The sequence below is a fragment of the Ruania suaedae genome (genome assembly GCF_021049265.1).
Taxonomy (GTDB): Bacteria; Actinomycetota; Actinomycetes; order Actinomycetales; family Beutenbergiaceae; genus Ruania; species Ruania suaedae.
In genome coordinates this window covers 875,101-891,585 of sequence record NZ_CP088018.1, presented here as the reverse complement: position 1 = coordinate 891,585, position 16,485 = coordinate 875,101, and the positions used below count along the sequence as shown (strand labels likewise).

The window sequence follows — 16,485 nt, the reverse complement described above, 5'->3', positions numbered from 1 at the left end:
CGCCCATGCTCTGCGAGCCTGGAGAGGTCGACCCGGGAGAGTTCATGAGCACGCCGCAGCCCGAGCCGGACCCGCACCTGTCCGGCGATCCGTTCTGGGCGCAGGTGCGAGCACGGCACCGCGACCTCGACATCGTCCTGCTGGGCGAGGATCACCACCGGGGCGGCGATCGTGAGCGGGGCGAGGATCTCGAGGCCGGCCCGGATCCCCTCGACCTCTGGACGAGCCTCGTTCCGGGAACCTCTCCTGAGAAGGCGCACCGCTGGGTCGGCGAGGGTACGACCCGGCGGCGGGAGAGCACACTGGCGCTGACCGCGCAGACTCCCGATCCGCAGCAGATCCTGCACGCCGCGGCTGCGACGTTGCGCAGCACCGGGTGGCACGTGCTGGTCCCCCGGACGGGCCTGGCACGCGTGCTGGCCGACCGGGACGGCGCCACGGTGGCGCTCGTGTACGCCGCGACCGATCACCGGCTGGTGATGCGCCTACGCAGCGCCGAGGGCTCCGGATGAGGGCGGCGGGACCGCAGGTGCCCGGGCCGGCGCCCCTCCTGCCCGAGCCGGACGGCGACCCCGGCCGGTGCGAGCAGGTCGCCGCCGACCTGGGTCACCAGGCGGACCGGTGCGAGTCCGCGGCCGAGACGGCCACTCGCCTCTCCGACCTGGGCGGCTCGTGGATCGGGCTGGCCTTCCTGACCTACCGGCAGCGCATCACCGACGCCGCCCACGCCCATGCCGGGGCGGCGCAGGTGCTGCGCGGGGTGGCCGACGCCGTCGAGGCCTTCGCCGGTCAGCGCCGCGCCCACCTGGCCGAATGGCAGGAGCTGGCCGAGTCCGGCGCCAGCCTCGACGCCCTGCGCGCGCAACTGATGGAGGACGTGGCCGTATCGGATCAGGCCGGCGACGACGAGCTGGACGACCTGCGGGTCCGGGCCACCACCCTCGGGGCCGGTTACGCCGGGCTCGCCGCGGCGCAGGCCGCGTTCGAGCAGCGGGTGGCCGAGAGCGAGGCGGATCTCGCTGCCGCGCTGGAGGCCGCCGACTTCGACGACGAGCGCGGGCAGGAGCTGAGCTTCCTCGCGCGACTGGTCGATCTGGCGCTACCGGAGCCGGTGTCCCCGCAGGCCAGGGCGGACTGGTGGCGCGACCTCTCCCCCGCCGAGCGGCAGGCCGCGATCGAGGCGATGCCGGAGCTGGTCGGCAGTGGCGACGGGCTCCCCGCCGCGGCCCGCGACGCCGCCAACCGCCTCCTGCTCGAGCGCGACCTGGAGGCACTCTCGGCGAAGGAGCGGCAGGGGACCCTGACCGGCGCCGAGGCGACGACGCTCGCCAATGCCCGCGCGACCCTCCAGGCCCTGGCCCAGCTGGACGACTTCACCGACCCCCTCTCCGGGGACAAGCCCGGTGGCACCCTGTGGCTCTACGATCCGGACGCCTTCTCGGGAGACGGGAGGGTCGCCGTCGCGGTGGGGGATCTCGACACGGCCGCGGACGTGGCGGTGCAGGTGCCCGGCATCACCACCGAGATGAGCGACGTGCCCGGGTACGCCACGAAGGCGGAGGCCCTGTACGAGTCGGCGCGCTACGGCGGCGACGGCTCGAGCGTGGCGAGCATGTTCTGGCTCGGGTACGACACCCCGGAGGGAGCCCTCGACATCGACACCATCACCCGGGGGCGGGCCGAGGACGGCGGGGCCCGCCTGGCCGATGCCATCGACGGTCTGCGTGCCTCCCGTGAGGACACCGCGCACCTGACGGTGATCGGGCACAGCTACGGCTCGACCACCACCTCCTACGCCGCGACCGAGCACGACCTCGCCGCCGACGGCGTCGCACTGGTCGGCAGCCCGGGCGCGGGCCCGGCTACGACGGCGGACGACTTCAGCGTGGGCGCCGAGAACGTCTACGTGGGGCGCAACAGCCGCGATCCGGTGGCCCTCTTCGGCGACGAGGGCTGGTATCACAACCCGGGCGGGCTGGGGATCGACCCCTCCTCCGACGACTTCGGCGCCACCCGGTTCGAGGCGGAGTCCAGTGGCCGCGGCTGGACCTACGACTTCGGGCAGCACAGCACCTACTACGACCACGACAGCGAGTCGTTGTACAACCTGGGGCGGATCGTCGATGGCGACCCGAAGTCCGTGGTGGAGGCCGACCACAGCTACGATCGGTGGTGGGGCCCGGCGAAGGATCCCGAGTTCGGGCGCGACCCCACCGGTGACGTGCCCGGGCGGTCGGACACCCAGGACTGAGTGCGGCTCAGGGGTGCGTGCACGCGGGCAGGATGACGCCCTCGCCGCCCTCGCAGATCGGCCCCTCGAACACCACCTGCCCCTGGCAGCGCACGAGCGCGTGGCGACGCCCGCCACGGCCGATGAGACTGATGCTCAGGCGGTGACCGGCCACGCTCACCTCGCCGAGGTCGAGCCGGCCCAGGCCCACGTCGATGGGCCGTAGGGCGAGGGAGTCGCCCCTCACCTGCAACCCCGCGACGTAGCGGACCAGGAGATCGATGACGTAGGAGTGGTTGTAGTCCATCTCGTCGCTGAGCGGTTCGCCGGTGAGGGAGTCGTAGTGCTCGACCAGCGCCGGCTGCGCGGGGTCGGCGTCCCGGAAGTGCATCCGGGCCAGCGCTCGCAGACCTCGTGCGAACTCGCGCCGCAGCTCCGCGCTGCCCTCGCAGTGGCGGCCGATCGCGTCCAGGGCGATCGCGCTCGTGTACGGCCAGCTCGGGCCGTTCCACATGCACCCGTTGCGGCCCTTGAGGAACTGGCCCAGCCATCCGCCCTCGGCGCGGAAGGCCGGGCAGTCCCGGGCGACCGACGGGTAGGGGTGCTCGGTGCCGAAGTGGTCCCCGCCGAGGGCGCGGACCAGGCCGTGGGCGTGAGCGGGGCCGGTGATCCCGGCCCACCACGGGTAGAAGCCGACGACGTTGCGCACCAGCGCGCGCTCGTCGGTGCGGTGGTGCAGGTCGTAGAAGAACGCCGAGTCGGGGTCCCACTGCTTGGACAGCACCGACCGGGCGACATCGGCGGCGAGGGCCGCGAACTCGGCCTCGTCCGGGTCCTCGCGCTGGGCGCACAGGCGCGCGACCCCGGCCGCGTTGAGGTGCTGGTAGACCGCCCGGTCGACCCGCTTCAGCGGGGTGTAGGTGGCCGGGTCCTTGGGATCGGCGGGGTAGTCGTGGAAGTACCAGTAGCTGGGCTGGTACTCCTTGCCGGTGAGCCGGTGATCGTGCTGCACCGGCAGGCCGTCCGGGCCCGCCAGCCAGCGCGCCTCCCCGCGCACCTGCGCCTTGGCCGCCGCGAGCGCCTCGGCGGGGACCGTCCACGGGCCGTGCACCTGCGCCACCTGCGCCAGGGACCAGCCGAAGCAGTTGGCGTAGGGGTTCATCCGCCGCCCGATGGTGTGCGCGTGCAGCTGGCCGTCCTCGCCCTGCAGCGGCGGGATGGAGCGCATCACCGCCTCGGCCTCGTCCGGATCGGCGCGCCAGCGCAGATCCATCAGGTGCAGCGGCGTGGACAGCGGGATCACCTTGCTGAACTCCCAGCCGGTGGGGCGCCAGGGGTCCTTGCGCATCTTGTGCGAACGGCCCTCGTACATCACCCGGCCGGGCAGGGCGCCTAGGCCGGGTTCGGCCATCGCGGTGCGCAGGATGTACCAGCGGTAGGCCCACAGCCGTTCGACCAGGTCGTCGTCGCAGCGCAGCTCGGGGACGCTCTCGAACCAGGCAGCGTAGGTGCGTCGGTGCTCGCGCAGCAGACCGGCCGGATCGGTGAGGTCGGCCGCGGGGGCCTGCTCGTCATGGCGGGCCGTGGCCACGATGGTCAGGTCGTAGGCCTCCCCCGGGTCGAGCCGGACCCCATCCCAGATCCGGGGGTCGCTGGAGTCCAGGCGCAGGTGCAGGGTGAACCCGTGCTCGACCGGGCGCGCACCCGCCGGGCCATCCGGCCCGGCACGGAGCCACTCCTCGTCGTACCGCGCGGCGATCCGCAGCGGCTCCTCGCCCTCGTTCCGCCAGTGCTGGATCGAGACGGCGCGGTCGTCGTCGGTGAGGAACCGGGTCTCGGCGAGGCTCAGGTCGCCCAGGCGCTGCCGGGTGCGCAGGTGCGAGGGCAGCCACTCGCCGGTGCTGCGGGCGGGGGCCGGATCGTCGTCGGGGCCCACGGTGAACAGCAGCGGGACGTTCAATTTGTGGATGTAGTCGATCCGGCCGCTGAACCCGGGCCGGTCCTCGAGATAGTCCACCCACAGCCGCCGGCCCACCGGACCGAGCAGCAGCGTGCCCGGGCGGGTCCGCAGCCCGCGGAGGGGTCCGATGAGGGCGGCGTCGATGTCCATATCAGGTGGGAGCAGGTCAGGAAGCGGGCTCGTCAGTGGCCCGGGCAGCGCTGAGATGGCCGGCGGCGGCGGCGTCCAGATGGTTCAGGTCCGAGGCCACCGTGACCAGGTCGAAGCCCTGGCTCAGCCGGGTCCGGGCCGTACCGCCGTCCGGGGTGTGGATGCCCGTCCAGATCCCTGCCGCGGCGGCAGCGGCGCGCACGCGGGTCAGCGCCTCGTCGAACTCGGCCAGCACGCCGGTGTCCGAGCTCGAGCGGCCGCCCAGGGCGAGCGTCAGGTCCGAGGGTCCGATGTAGAGACCGTCGATCCCGGGTGTGCGGGCGATCTCGTCCACGTTCGCCAGCCCCTCGGCGGTCTCGATCATCACCAGACAGAGCAGCCCGTCGTTGATCTCGGCGATGTCGGTGCCCACCCGCAGGATCGCCCGCATCGGCCCGTAGGAGCGCTCGCCCTGTGGCGGGTAGCGCACCGCCGCGACGGCTCGGGCGGCCTGCTCGGCGGTCTCGATCATCGGCACGATGACGCCCGATGCTCCTGCGTCCAGCGCCTGGGAGATCGCGCCCGGGGAGTTCTCCCGCACCCGGACCATCCCCGCCGGAGCGGGCCGGTCGGCGCGGCGGGCCCAGACGCCCCCGGCGTCCACCGCCGTGAGCGCGCGGATGATGCCCATGTGGTCCATGAGGCCGTGCTGGGCGTCCATGCAGACGTAGTCGTAGCCCGCCCGCGCCACCCGCTCGGTCGCCACGGGGGCGTCCATCACGACCCAGTAGCCGAGCACCTGCTCGCCCGATCGCAGTCGTTGTTTCAGATCCATGGTGTCTCCTTCATGGTCAGCGCGCGTAGTGCGGTGCGTCGCCGATGAGTGGGCTGGTCAGGTCATCGATGCGCCGGTGCACCGCGTCCGGGAGCGGTCCGCGGCCGGCGGCAGCGATGTTCTCGCGGATCTGCTCCGGTCGCGAACCGCCGACGAGCATCGCTGTGACACCCTCGTGGCCGCAGGTCCAGCGCAGGCACATCTCCACCAGCGGCATCCCGGCCCCGTCCGCAACCTCGCGCAGCTGGTCGATGACGGCGAACCGCTCGCGGGTCCAGTACCGGTCCCGGTACATCACCGCCAGCCGTGAGTCCCCGTAGCGACCGTCGGTGGGCAGACTCTCGAACCGGTGGCGTCCGGTGAGCAGACCGCCCGCGAGCGGGTTGTAGGCCACGGTCTCCACGCCTCGGGCCCGGGCGAAGGGCAGGAACTCCAGCTCCAGACGCCGCGCCAGCGGGTTGTAGAGCTGCTGGGCCCGCAGCGGTGGGCTGAGGCCGAGCCGCTCGCACGCGTGGGTGATCTCGACCGTCTCCCAGGCCGAGTAGTTCGACAGGCCCAGTCGCGAGGCCAAGCCTTGGTCAAGCACCTCGAGGACTCCCGCCAGGGTGTCGGCGATCGGGGTGCTCCGGTCGGGCTGGTGGAGGTAGAGGGTGTCCAGGCCGCGTCCGAGCCGATCGGTGCTCAGGCGCGCCTGAGCCAGGATCGCCTCGGGCGCGAGCGGCCCGCGGCCTTCCGCTGCCGGCTGCATCCCCACCTTGGACGAGATCGGGATCCCGACCGGCGCGACGCGGCCGAGGATCTCCTCGCTCGCACCGCCGGCGTAGGTGTTCGCGGTGTCCAGCTCGGCGACTCCGAGCTCGAGGGCCTCCTCGACGATCGCGCGCGCCGCGCTCTCGCCGACCGTGTCGCCGAAGGGCATGGTGCCCAGGATCAGGCTGGGTCCGGAGGCAGCCATCAGGTGCCCAGGACCAGTTCGAGCGGCAGCGCGACGTGCTTGATCGTGCGGCGGGCGTAGGAGTAGCTCACGTGCACGAGGCCGGAGTCGACGACGATGCTCGGGTAGGAGAACTCCCGCTTCTTGCGCCCGGGGGTGTGCTCGAGCGAGGGGTGGATGCTCTCCTCGTCCTCGAGCGTGTAGACGTGGCGCCACGTCAGGCCGCGATCGGTGGAGACCGCCACCGTCAGCGGCAGCCGCTCCTTCGCCCCGCTGGAGTGGCGGGTCAGGGGCTGCGGCTCGCCCGGCGCCCGGCGCTTGTGCGGATCCTCCATCTCCTCGCGGTCACCGAGGTGGCTGCCCTCCTCCCCCCGGACCGGGTTGGAGGCCAGGAGCAGCACCTCCTCGCCGTCGTGCTCGGTGCGAGCGACCTGGATGGAGGAGTTGCCGTTGGGGATCTCCAGCGGTGCGGGCTCGGTCCAGCTCTCGCCGGAGTCGGTGGAGACCGACCGGTAGACGTGGTCGCCCCACCTGCTGCGGTAGAAGGCGACGAGCTCGCCGTCGGCCATGGCCACCACGTGCATGTGGACGGCACCGATGCTGGCGGGCACGTCCACGCGCCGCCAGGTCGCGCCGGCGTCGTCGGTGAGCAGCACCGCGCTGTGGTCGGCGTCCCCGTGCCAGACGCGCCCGGGCAGGGCGCGGCAGTAGAAGACGGGCAGCAACCAGCGGCGCTCGTCGAGCAGCACGACCGGCTGCCGGATGAACATCCCCTCCTCGTCGGAGAACGGTTCGGCCGCCGACCAGCTGCGGCCGCCGTCGTGGGAGAACTGCTGACGGACGATGGCGGTGTCCTGGGCGCCGAACTCCTGCGCCGTGTAGAGCAGCCAGAGCCGGCCGTCGGGCAGGGCGGTCAGGACCGGGTTCTGCTCCGAGCGTTCCGGATCGTCGGAGGCCTGGACCGAGGGGGACCAGACGGTCGCGCCCGGTTCCAGGCGGGCCACGTGGATGCTCGCGTCCGGGCGTGCCTCGCGCACCCCGCTGAACCACGCGCAGGCGAGCGCGCCGTCGGGTAGACAGTGCAGGAAGGACGCGTGGTTCTCGGCGCCCGGTGGCTCGAGATAGGCGGAACGCACACCGCCGCGGTCGGGTCGTGGATCCGGTGCCAGGACCGAGTCGAAGTGCAGATCATCCATAGTTTCCTCCTCGAAAGCGCGCGAAACGCGCGATCAAAGTAGCACAGAATGCGCATTCTGTGCGTATGATGGAGGCCGAGACGGAGTGAAGGGGCAGACCATGGCAGGGAAGACGGAGCGGCGGCGCGAGGAGATCGTCGCGCGGGCATCCGAGATGGGCCTGGCCAGCGTCGAGGATCTGGCCGCCCGCTTCAATGTCACCGCATCGACGATCCGCCGCGACCTCGCGCTGCTCAGCCGGACCGGCCAGCTCGCGCGGACCTACGGCGGCGCCATTGCTCCGGGCGAGCACACCGAGACCTCGCTCCTCCAGCGCGAGCAGGAAGGCTTCGACGCCAAGTCCGTGATCGCCCGGTGGGCCGCCGAGCAGATCGGTGACGGCGAGTCCCTGCTGCTCGATGCCGGCTCGACCGTGGCGCTGCTGGCACGGCGGATCCCCGCCGTCGAGGGTCTGGCGGTGACCACGGCCAGCGTGCCGGTGGTCAACCTGCTGCGCTCGCGGCCCGAGATCTCCCTCACCAGCCTGGGCGGACGGCTGCGCGAGCTCTCGGCGGCCTTCGTGGGCCCGCTGACCGAGATGAATCTGGAGCGGCTCACCTTCGACCGACTGTTCCTCGGCACCGATGGCGTGGCCTCGGACGGGTCGATCTGCGAGGCCGAGCTCGACCAGACCCGCCTCAAGGAACTGATGGCCCGCCGCTCGCGTGCGGTCTACGTGCTGGCCCACTCCTCGAAGCTCGGCCGCGCCCCCTTCGACAGCTGGGCGCGTATCGACAAGCCCTGGACCCTCGTCACCGACGACGGCGCCGATCCCGACTTCATCGCGCAGTTCCGCTCCGGCGGGCGCGAGGCCGTCGTCGTGGACCGGCCCGCGTGAGCTGGGCGCAGGTCTGGTCCGACGACCTCAGCGGGGCCGCGGAGCTGGCGCAGGCCTGGAGTCGCCGCGCCCAGGTCCTGGTGGACGTGCGCCTCGCAGAAGCCGCGACCGAGCCGGGGGCCGAGGCAGGGCGTGCGGTCTGGGATCTCGACATCCGGCACCTGCGCGGCGAAACGCTCACCCGCCGGCTCTCCACCCTCATGGCCGGCGCGGGCTCTGCCCGGCTCGCTCTCAAACTCGACTCCCAGCTGCGCGGACCGGTGCGCGACTATGCCGAGGCGCTGCTCGGCAGTGGCCGGCCGGTCGTGCTGTGCGCCGCGCATCCGGCGCTCGGCCGGATCACCGAGGGCGGGGTGCAGCGCGTGCCCGGCGCCCGGCCGCGATCGCTCGGGGCCGTGTTCGCCGGCCTGGACCACCACCATGTCGGCGAGGACCATGCGCGGGTGAACGAGCTGTCGGCGCGCGGCCTGCCCGCGCTGATCACCGCCGACGTCACCTCGGTGACCGCCCTGGCGGGCCTGGCCACGTACTGCCGGAGTGATCCGGCCATCATCACCGCCGGATCGGCCGAGTTCCTCGCCGAGGTCCTCGCCGGCAGCGAGCCTGCCGAGGCCGCGACGGACGACCTCGTGCCGGATCCCATCCAGCTCTTCGCCGTCCTCGGCACCCACGACGCCGTCACGGCGGGTCAGCTGGACGCGCTGCGCGAGGGTGGCGAGACCGTGGTGCTCACCGCCGGCCCCACGGCCGACGTCTCCTCCGCGATCGCCGCTCTGCTCGCCGCGCTCGAGCGCGGCGACCACGCGGTGGTGCACCTGCCGGCCGAGGTCGGCGCGCCTGGTGAGTTGGAGGCAGCGTGGGACCGGCTGCTGGCGATCGCTGAGGCCACCCTCGACCGGGCCCCGGCCCGGACGACGCTGCTTCTCAGCGGCGGGCACACGGCCCGGCGGGTGCTCGAACGCGCCGGGATCGACCACCTCAGCACGACCGGCGCCGCCAGCCAGGCCCTGGCGCATCTGCGCACGCCGGCGGGCCGCGACGTCATCACCAAGCCCGGCAGCTACGGCGCACGAGCCCTGCTGCACGACCTCGTCCTCACCACCGCCTCAGCCAGCCCGTTGCGCTGACCGACGAAGGAGTCCCATGGATACCACCCCCGCCACCTCCACGCTGCCGATCGTCGCGGTGACGATGGGCGACCCGGCCGGCGTCGGGCCCGAGGTCTGTGCCCGCGCGCTGATCGACGCCTCGGTGCTCGCGGTCTGCCGTCCGGTGCTCCTCGGGGATGTCGAGCGGATGCGTCACGCCGCCCGAATCATGGGCGTGGACGCCGTGATCGACCCGATCGAGCAGCCCTCCGATGCCGTGCCCGGACCTCACCGGATTTCCGTGATCCAGGTCGGCACCCTTGAGGCGGATCTGCCGTTCGGGCAGGTCGCCCCTGCGGCAGGCGAGGCCGCGTACCGCTACATCGAGCGCGCCGCCCACCATGCGCGCGCGCACGAGGTGGCCGCCATCGCCACCGCCCCGATCAACAAGGCGGCCCTGCACGCCGCCGGCCACCCCTACCCCGGGCACACCGAGCTGCTCGCCCACCTGACCGGCGTGCCCGAGGTCTCGATGATGCTCAGCACCCCCAAGCTGAAGGTCATCCACGTGACCACCCACATCGGGCTCATCGACGCCATCGCGATGATCGATCCCCCGCTGGTGCAGCGCACGATCGAACGCGGCATCGATGCCCTGCGGCGCGCGGGGATCGAGCGGCCGCGGATCGGTGTCTGCGGCATCAACCCCCACGCGGGCGAGAACGGACTGTTCGGCCGGGGCGAGGAAGCGGAGAAGATCGAACCGGCCCTGGCGCGGCTGACCGCAGCAGGCCATGACGTGCACGGTCCCCTCCCCGCCGACACGGCGTTCTTCCTCGCCAGCCGCGGCGATTTCGACCTGATTGTGGCGATGTACCACGACCAGGGCCACGGGCCCGTCAAGGTCCTCGGTATCGACGACGGCGTCAACATCACCGTGGGGCTGCCGGTCATCCGCACCTCGGTGGACCACGGGACGGCCTTCGACATCGCCGGCACCGGCGCGGTCACCACCGAGAGCATGTCCGAGGCGTTGCGCCAGGCCGCTCAGCTCGCCGACCGGGGGCGGATCGCGGCCGAGGCCGCCTCTGCCTGAGGTTGACGGGGCCCACCGGAGTGCGGTGAGGCGCCTCAGCGGACGGCGAGCCGGCGGCTCGTCACGGCCCGGCGACGGCGCAGCACCCGCTCGCCACGGATGCTGGCCTCCGCCGTCAGGGCCGGGCCGAGGACGAGCACGAGCGCAGGCATGGTCGCGACGGCGAGCACCATCGCCCCGACCGCCACGAGCAGCATCAGCGTGACCGGGAACGCTGCGATCCCGTAGAGCAGGGCCGCCCGCAGGTCCTCGACGAGCCCACGCGGAGCGCGAGCGGTGGTCACCGCCGGCAGGTGGACGAGCATGATGACCCATGCCAGCAGTCCACTGATGGAGGCGGCGCGGCTCACCGCGCCCGCCGGTCCGGGGAGCTGCGCTGCGAGCAGCTGGGAGGCCAGGAGCACCGCACCGACGACGGCGACCACCCAGGTGTAGGCGTTCGCGCGCCAGAAGCTCCGGCGGTAGTGATGGGCGAACCGCACTGCCGCGCGGCGGGCGGAGAAGTCCGGCTCCCGCTGGAGCGTTCGCAGGGTGGCGTAGGCGGCGGCGGTGGCCGGCCCGGCACCGAGCACGACCGCCCCCAGCAGCACCCCGGCCAGCCAGAGCAGGTGCAGCGTGACGATCCGGTAGGCGCCCTCGAGGAACCGGACGAGCGCTGCCTGCAGGGAGGTCATCCCTTGACCGATCCGATCAGCATGCCCTTGGCGAAGTAGCGCTGGGCGTAGGGATACATCGCGACGATGGGCACCATCGCGAGCACCATGATCGCTGCCCGGATGCTCTCCGGAGCGAGCTCCACGCCGTTGATCACGATCTGCTCGAAGTTGGTCGAGCTGGGGTCGTCGGCGACCAGCAACTCGTAGAGCACGAGCTGGATCGGCCGCAATGCCTCGTCCCGCAGGTAGATCAGGGGGAGCAGGAACGAGTTCCAGGTCTGCACCGCATAGAAGATGCCGATCGTGGCCAGCACGGGCTTGGAGAGCGGGAAGAACACCCGCGACATGATCTGCCAGTCGTTGGCCCCGTCGATACCGGCCGCCTCCTCGAGCTCATTCGGAATCGCCTGCAGGAAGGAGCGGGTGATGATGAGCAGGAACGTGCTGACGGCGGGCGGGATCACCATGACGAGCCAGTTGTTGACGAACCCGAGCCGCTCGTTGACCAGGTACGCCGGGACGATGCCGGCGTCGAAGATCCAGGTCGCGATGAAGACGAACATGATCGCGTGCCGGCTGGGCAGCTTGCGCCGCGAGAGCGCGTATCCCGTCAGGTACGTCAGTGCCACCGAGACCACGGTGGAGACGAAGGTGTACAGGATCGAGTTCATCAGCGCGCGCAGGACCCCCAGGCGCGGCGTGGTGAACACGTGCTGGTAGGTGTAGAAGTTGAAGCCCTCGGGCCAGAGCCAGATCCCGCCCGTGTTGACGGCGTCGGCGTCGGAGAGCGAGACGGCCAGCACGTACACGAACGGGTACAGGCACCCGACGGCGATCAGCAGCAGCACCGCGGTGTTGACGGCCACGAAGGCCCGGGACTTCTCGGCGGTGGAGGAGGAACGGCGGGCCATCAGAACACCCTCGAGTCGGAGAACTTCTTCGCGGCGCGGTTGGCGAGCACGATGAGCACGAGGGCGAGCACGCCCTGGACGAGCCCGACGGCGGCGCCGTAGCTGTAGTTCGGGAAGCCTTCGGGCGAGAAGGCCAGGCGATAGACATAGGTCTGGATCACGTCCGCCGTCTCATAGGTCGCCGGCCGGTACATCAGCAGGATCCGGTCCATGTCGACCGCGAGGATCTGCCCGATGTTGAGGATCAGCATCACGATGATCATCGGCGCGATGGAGGGCAGCGTGACGTGCCACATCCGGCGCCACCGGTTGGCGCCGTCGATGTGCGCGGCCTCGTAGAGCGTGGGGTCGATCGCGGCCATGGCCGCGAGGTAGATCACCGTCGAGTACCCGAAGCCCTGCCACGTGTTCATGAACACGTACAGCGGCCGGAACCACTCGGACTCGGCGAAGAAGAAGATCGCGTCCCCGCCGAGCGCCTCGATGATCGTGTTCACCAGACCCGTGCGCGGGTTCAGCATCGTGAACATGATCGAGACGATGACGGCGGTCGAGATGAAGTAGGGCAGGAACGAGGCCGTCTGGATGCTGCGTCGCATCACCTGGTTGCGGACCTCGTTGAGGAAGAGCGCGAACAGGATCGGCACCGGGAAGCCGACCGCCAGCGAGGCGATCGCCAGCACCACGGTGTTGCGCAGCAATCGGAACAGCAACGGGTCGCTGAGGAAGCGGGCGAAGTTGTCCAGTCCCACCCACTCGCTGCCGGTGATGCCGAGGAAGGTGCTGTAGTCCTGGAAGGCGATGACCAGGGCACCGATGGGGCCGATCTTGAAGATCGCCAGGTGCACGATGCCCGGGATGAGCATCACGTAGAGCAGCCAGTTGCGGTGGAACTGGCGACGGATGCGCGCTCCGCGCGAGGTCGGCCGCCGCGACGGCGGCCCGGCGGCCCGCGTCTGCTGCGGCTGGCTGGTGATCGTGGCCACGAACGCCCCTTCCTCGGATGGGGCCCCGGCCGGCGGTGGCCGGCCGGGGCCCTCGACTTCAGTGGACTCAGAGGTTCTGCATGGCGTCGTAGGCCTCCTGGTCGATCTCGGCCATCCGCTCGCGGCCGATCTCATCCATCTCGGTCACGAAGGCCGACCACTCCGACAGCGGGCGGTCTCCGGTGACGAAGGCCGTCAGCCCTGCCACCATCGCCGGCTGCATCGAGGCCTTGAGCTCGAGCCGCTCCTCGAGCTGGTCCGGGGAGTACTTGATGACCGGGTGCGGCTCGGCGTTCTCGGAGAAGTGCTCCTGGGCGAAGGAGCTGGTGAAGTCGTCGAGGAAGTCGTAGTACGCGGCGTTGTCGACCGGTGCCGGGAACGTGAGGCGGTCCTGGTGGAAGGCCCAGACGGGCGTGCCCACCGGGGAGGCGGCGACGTCCTCGAACTCGACGAGGTACTGCGGTTCGCCGTCGGCCATCTCGTAGGACTCCCCCTCGACGCCGTAGTGCAGCAGGCGCTGGCCCTCGTCGCTGTAGAGGTAATCGAGGAAGCCGAGCACCTCCTCGACGTTCTCCGACCGCGCATCGATGGCGAAGACCCGGGAGGAGTCGAAGAGGGCGTTGGAGGTCATGGTGAGCTGCTCGCCGTCGGGGGTCTCGAAGGCCGGGAGCACATCCATCTGGAAGTCCGGGTCGTTCTCCGGGCCACCGTTCTGCATGAACCAGGACGGCCGGGTGAAGAAGTCGCGCGAGACCGACGCCTGCCCGTTGAGGAGCTGAGCCTGCCAGTCCTCCTCGCTCGCACTGCCCTGCACCCAGATGGGGTCGATCAGGCCCTCGTCGTAGAGGTCCTTGTACCAGGCGATCATCTCCTCGAAGCGGGGGGCGTGGAGGTCGAACGAGAGCCCGGTGGACTCGTCGTAGGCCCCGTGCAGCGTGCCCTGGTCGTCGATCGAGAAGCCCGCCTCGAAGGCGTAGAACATGTTGATGAAGAAGTCCCGGCCGGTCATCGGGTAGTAGTTCGAGTCCTCGCCATAGGTCTCCTTCAGCGCACGCAGCGCGTCGGCGAACTCCTCGACGGTGTTCGGGGGCTCGTCGATGCCGGCCTCGGCGAACATGTCGGCACGGTAGAAGGGCAGCGTCCCGATGCTCGGACGTTCGGCGATGAGGCCGAAGATCTGCCCGTCCTCATTGGTGACGAGCTGACGGAACTCCTCGTTCTCGGCGAGGTAGGCGGCGACGTTCGGCGCCTGCTCCTCCAGCAGCGGCGCGAGGTCGACCAGTGCGCCCTGGGGACCGTAGACCTGCATCTGCGCGAGGTTGACGATGGCCGCGTCACCGAGGCCCTCGCTGGTGAGGTCGAGGTCGATCTGCTGGTAGTAGTTCTCCGAGCCACCCCCGTCGACCAGCTCGACCTCCACGCCCGCTTCCTCCTGGAGCACGGGGAACTGGTTCAGGTCGTTGAGCCAGTCGGCGAAGCGACCGGGCATCCGGTAGGTGAACGCGCCGGCCTCGCCGTCGCCGTCACCACCGGTCGATTCCTCCGGACCGCTGCACGCCGTGGCGAACAGTCCTAGCGCGACGGCTCCGGCGACCGTCGCGGTGATCCTGCGTCGAAACATGACACTCCCTGGTTGTGCGCATGGGGGACAGGTGCGGACCGTCATCGGCTGTCCGCCGAGACTCCCCCGGCCGCGCGACGTCGATCTGCCGCCCGGTCGCAAGGCCCTCGTCGTTGAGCGATGCGTCGTGCCGCCACTGTAGGGCGGCGCGTGGCCTATGTCTAGCGAAACACGCAATATTGACCCCTCATACTGCGCACTCCGCGCAGGGTGTCCAGCGGCCTGTTGAGCCATAAACGTTGCTATCGCAACAGAAACCGGCACTTGCGAATGAGCATTCATGACCGCAAAGATTCTTGATCGACGGGCAGACTGCGTCGATCGCGCGTGGATCGCCCGGGTGCTGTGTCTACCGTGCGGCGCCGCGGCCGTGCGCCGCGAGCTTGTGGAACATGTCCTCGAGCAGCCACCGGGTGTCGTAGGACTCCGCGACCAGCACCTCACGCGTGCCCTCGCCCACCGGGGAGGTCGTGCCGTCCGCGGCGAAGACGGGCGCGGGCCGGGTGGAGAAGTGGGCGCTCTGCGGGTTCATGATCAATCCGACCGCCGGGGAGTCCCCGAGGGAGCGGTGCTCGATCGGACCGTCGTGGTATCGCTCGTTCCAGGCGTGGAGCTGGTCGACCAGGTAGCGGCCGAGCCTGCCGTGGGGTGCGACGCGGGCCTCCAGCTCGGCATAGCCGACCGAGACCTGGGTGTAGACGGAGCTGGGAACCTGCCATACCGGCAGCCGGGAGGCCATGACGACGTTCGCCGCCGCGATGTCGTTGGCGAGGTTGAACTCGACCTTGGGCCGTACGGGGTAGATGGGGTCGTAGTAGTGGTGGCCGCCGATCCAGATCACCACCGTGTCGGTGTCCTGGATGCTCGGATCGAGGAGCAAGGCACTCGCCATGTCGGTCAGCGGTCCGAGGAAGGCCACGTACAGTGTGCCCTCGCCGTCACCGCCGCGGTGGGCCTCCTCGATGATCATCCGGGCCCCCTCGGAGTCCACGGGCTGTGCCTGATCGACGCGTGTACCCGGCTCACCGATCGCGTGCGGCGCACCATTGGTCACGGGCGCCTCACGTCCGAGCATCTCCAGCAGGAGGTCGATCTCCGCCCGGGAGTCCAGCATGCTCTGCTGCGAGCGACGGGTACCGAAGTGCGCGGCGATCAGGCCGCGGATGTCGATGGTGGGCGAGAGCAGGGCGTGCACGATCGCGAACTGATCGTCCGCCTCGTTCTTGGCATCGGTGTTGATGAGGGCACGGTGGCGTGCAGCGGTGCGGGACACGGGACTCCTTCGTCGAGATTCATCAGTGACTGTATATCCACCTCGCGGCGAGGGTCTCGCCACGACGCCGGCGCACGGTGCACAGTGGGATCAGGACCGCCGAGAAGGGAGCAACCCATGGCCACCCACCGCGCACTGCTCGTGGTCGACGTGCAACCGACCTTCTGCGAGGGCGGCGCCCTCGCCGTCGAGGGGGGCAACGTCGTCGCCGAGCGCGTTGCGGCATATGCCGCGGGCCACCGCGACGACTACGACCTGGTGGTGACCACCCAGGACTGGCACATCGATCCCGGCGATCACTTCTCCGAGAATCCCGACTTCGTGGACACCTGGCCCCCGCACGGGGTGGCCGGGACCTCCGAGGCCGAGCTGCACCCGGCACTGGCCGATCTCACTCCTGAGGCGTCGGTGAAGAAGGGCGCCTACGCGGCGGCCTACTCCGGCTTCGAGGGCCACGACGACGACGGCCACCCGCTGGCCACGATCCTCGCCGAGGCGCAGATCGACTCCGTCGATGTCGTCGGCCTGGCCGAGTCGCACTGCGTGAAGGACACCGCACTGGACGCGGTCCGGCACGGCCTGGGCGCCCGCGTGCTGATGGATCTGACAGCACCGGTGAGCGAGGAGCTGGGCGCGGCGGCGCGCGAGGCGATGGCCGCAGCGGGGGTACGGCTGGAGCAGTCCGGGGACTGA

The 16,485-nt window shown here is 70.9% G+C and carries 15 protein-coding genes; 6 read left to right on the top strand and 9 right to left on the bottom strand.

The window, feature by feature from the left end; translation table 11 throughout:
- Window positions 1-44: 44 nt before the first annotated feature.
- Together LQF12_RS04015 and LQF12_RS04010 are read left to right on the top strand one after the other, a co-directional pair.
- Window positions 45-512: a hypothetical protein gene (locus LQF12_RS04015; RefSeq protein WP_231054714.1), complete on the top strand. Its 468-nt coding sequence runs from the start codon at window positions 45-47 to the stop codon at window positions 510-512.
- On the top strand, window positions 509-2,251 hold the full coding sequence (locus LQF12_RS04010) for an alpha/beta hydrolase (RefSeq protein ID WP_231054713.1): 1,743 nt from the start codon (window positions 509-511) through the stop codon (window positions 2,249-2,251). The genes LQF12_RS04015 and LQF12_RS04010 overlap by 4 nt, the downstream gene beginning before the upstream one ends.
- 7 nt (window positions 2,252-2,258) lie before the next feature.
- Here the strand turns inward: LQF12_RS04010 and LQF12_RS04005 are convergent, their stop codons facing one another.
- The 4 genes from LQF12_RS04005 to LQF12_RS03990 are packed head-to-tail and all read right to left on the bottom strand — an operon-like array spanning window position 2,259 to window position 7,284.
- Window positions 2,259-4,340: an MGH1-like glycoside hydrolase domain-containing protein gene (locus tag LQF12_RS04005; RefSeq protein ID WP_231054712.1), complete on the bottom strand. Its 2,082-nt coding sequence runs from the start codon at window positions 4,338-4,340 to the stop codon at window positions 2,259-2,261.
- 16 nt (window positions 4,341-4,356) lie between these two features.
- Window positions 4,357-5,154 carry an HpcH/HpaI aldolase family protein gene (locus LQF12_RS04000; RefSeq protein ID WP_231054711.1) on the bottom strand — a complete coding sequence of 266 codons (798 nt, stop codon included), beginning with the start codon at window positions 5,152-5,154 and terminating at the stop codon, window positions 4,357-4,359.
- Between the two features lie 16 nt (window positions 5,155-5,170).
- Window positions 5,171-6,109, bottom strand: a complete 939-nt coding sequence (locus LQF12_RS03995; RefSeq protein WP_231054710.1) for an aldo/keto reductase — start codon at window positions 6,107-6,109, stop codon at window positions 5,171-5,173.
- Window positions 6,109-7,284, bottom strand: coding sequence for a sialidase family protein (locus LQF12_RS03990; protein ID WP_231054709.1), 1,176 nt, complete (start codon window positions 7,282-7,284; stop codon window positions 6,109-6,111). Before LQF12_RS03990 ends, LQF12_RS03995 begins: the two co-directional genes overlap by 1 nt.
- A 100-nt stretch (window positions 7,285-7,384) precedes the next feature.
- On the opposite strand from LQF12_RS03990, the gene LQF12_RS03985 reads away from it, so the two are divergent.
- The 3 genes from LQF12_RS03985 to pdxA are packed head-to-tail and all read left to right on the top strand — an operon-like array spanning window position 7,385 to window position 10,345.
- Complete coding sequence (locus LQF12_RS03985; protein WP_231054708.1) at window positions 7,385-8,161, top strand: DeoR/GlpR family DNA-binding transcription regulator; 777 nt, start codon at window positions 7,385-7,387, stop codon at window positions 8,159-8,161.
- Window positions 8,158-9,288, top strand: coding sequence for a four-carbon acid sugar kinase family protein (locus LQF12_RS03980; RefSeq protein ID WP_231054707.1), 1,131 nt, complete (start codon window positions 8,158-8,160; stop codon window positions 9,286-9,288). The genes LQF12_RS03985 and LQF12_RS03980 overlap by 4 nt, the downstream gene beginning before the upstream one ends.
- A gap of 16 nt (window positions 9,289-9,304) precedes the next feature.
- Window positions 9,305-10,345, top strand: coding sequence for a 4-hydroxythreonine-4-phosphate dehydrogenase PdxA (gene pdxA, locus LQF12_RS03975; protein WP_231054706.1), 1,041 nt, complete (start codon window positions 9,305-9,307; stop codon window positions 10,343-10,345).
- 35 nt (window positions 10,346-10,380) lie between these two features.
- Here the strand turns inward: pdxA and LQF12_RS03970 are convergent, their stop codons facing one another.
- From LQF12_RS03970 to LQF12_RS03950, 5 genes are all read right to left on the bottom strand, one after another.
- Window positions 10,381-11,019 (bottom strand): DUF624 domain-containing protein, encoded by a 639-nt coding sequence (locus tag LQF12_RS03970; RefSeq protein ID WP_231054705.1) that lies wholly within the window; start codon window positions 11,017-11,019, stop codon window positions 10,381-10,383.
- Window positions 11,016-11,912: a carbohydrate ABC transporter permease gene (locus LQF12_RS03965; protein WP_231054704.1), complete on the bottom strand. Its 897-nt coding sequence runs from the start codon at window positions 11,910-11,912 to the stop codon at window positions 11,016-11,018. Before LQF12_RS03965 ends, LQF12_RS03970 begins: the two co-directional genes overlap by 4 nt.
- Entirely contained in the window at window positions 11,912-12,898 is a 987-nt protein-coding gene (locus LQF12_RS03960; RefSeq protein WP_231054703.1) for an ABC transporter permease, read from the bottom strand. The genes LQF12_RS03965 and LQF12_RS03960 overlap by 1 nt, the downstream gene beginning before the upstream one ends.
- A gap of 67 nt (window positions 12,899-12,965) precedes the next feature.
- Window positions 12,966-14,519, bottom strand: coding sequence for an extracellular solute-binding protein (locus LQF12_RS03955; RefSeq protein WP_231054702.1), 1,554 nt, complete (start codon window positions 14,517-14,519; stop codon window positions 12,966-12,968).
- A 349-nt stretch (window positions 14,520-14,868) separates the two neighbouring features.
- On the bottom strand, window positions 14,869-15,792 hold the full coding sequence (locus tag LQF12_RS03950; protein WP_231054701.1) for a nucleoside hydrolase: 924 nt from the start codon (window positions 15,790-15,792) through the stop codon (window positions 14,869-14,871).
- 117 nt (window positions 15,793-15,909) lie between these two features.
- Between LQF12_RS03950 and LQF12_RS03945 the strand changes: the two genes are divergently transcribed.
- Window positions 15,910-16,485 (top strand): isochorismatase family protein, encoded by a 576-nt coding sequence (locus tag LQF12_RS03945; RefSeq protein ID WP_231054700.1) that lies wholly within the window; start codon window positions 15,910-15,912, stop codon window positions 16,483-16,485.

Bases quoted from the DNA above. Each gene is read 5' to 3' on its own strand.
- LQF12_RS04015 (WP_231054714.1), top strand. From the start codon at position 45: ATGAGCACGCCGCAGCCCGAGCCGGACCCGCACCTGTCCGGCGATCCG.
- LQF12_RS04010 (WP_231054713.1), top strand. From the start codon at position 509: ATGAGGGCGGCGGGACCGCAGGTGCCCGGGCCGGCGCCCCTCCTGCCC.
- LQF12_RS04005 (WP_231054712.1), bottom strand. From the start codon at position 4,340: ATGGACATCGACGCCGCCCTCATCGGACCCCTCCGCGGGCTGCGGACC.
- LQF12_RS04000 (WP_231054711.1), bottom strand. From the start codon at position 5,154: ATGGATCTGAAACAACGACTGCGATCGGGCGAGCAGGTGCTCGGCTAC.
- LQF12_RS03995 (WP_231054710.1), bottom strand. From the start codon at position 6,109: ATGGCTGCCTCCGGACCCAGCCTGATCCTGGGCACCATGCCCTTCGGC.
- LQF12_RS03990 (WP_231054709.1), bottom strand. From the start codon at position 7,284: ATGGATGATCTGCACTTCGACTCGGTCCTGGCACCGGATCCACGACCC.
- LQF12_RS03985 (WP_231054708.1), top strand. From the start codon at position 7,385: ATGGCAGGGAAGACGGAGCGGCGGCGCGAGGAGATCGTCGCGCGGGCA.
- pdxA (WP_231054706.1), top strand. From the start codon at position 9,305: ATGGATACCACCCCCGCCACCTCCACGCTGCCGATCGTCGCGGTGACG.
- LQF12_RS03970 (WP_231054705.1), bottom strand. From the start codon at position 11,019: ATGACCTCCCTGCAGGCAGCGCTCGTCCGGTTCCTCGAGGGCGCCTAC.
- LQF12_RS03965 (WP_231054704.1), bottom strand. From the start codon at position 11,912: ATGGCCCGCCGTTCCTCCTCCACCGCCGAGAAGTCCCGGGCCTTCGTG.
- LQF12_RS03955 (WP_231054702.1), bottom strand. From the start codon at position 14,519: ATGTTTCGACGCAGGATCACCGCGACGGTCGCCGGAGCCGTCGCGCTA.
- LQF12_RS03945 (WP_231054700.1), top strand. From the start codon at position 15,910: ATGGCCACCCACCGCGCACTGCTCGTGGTCGACGTGCAACCGACCTTC.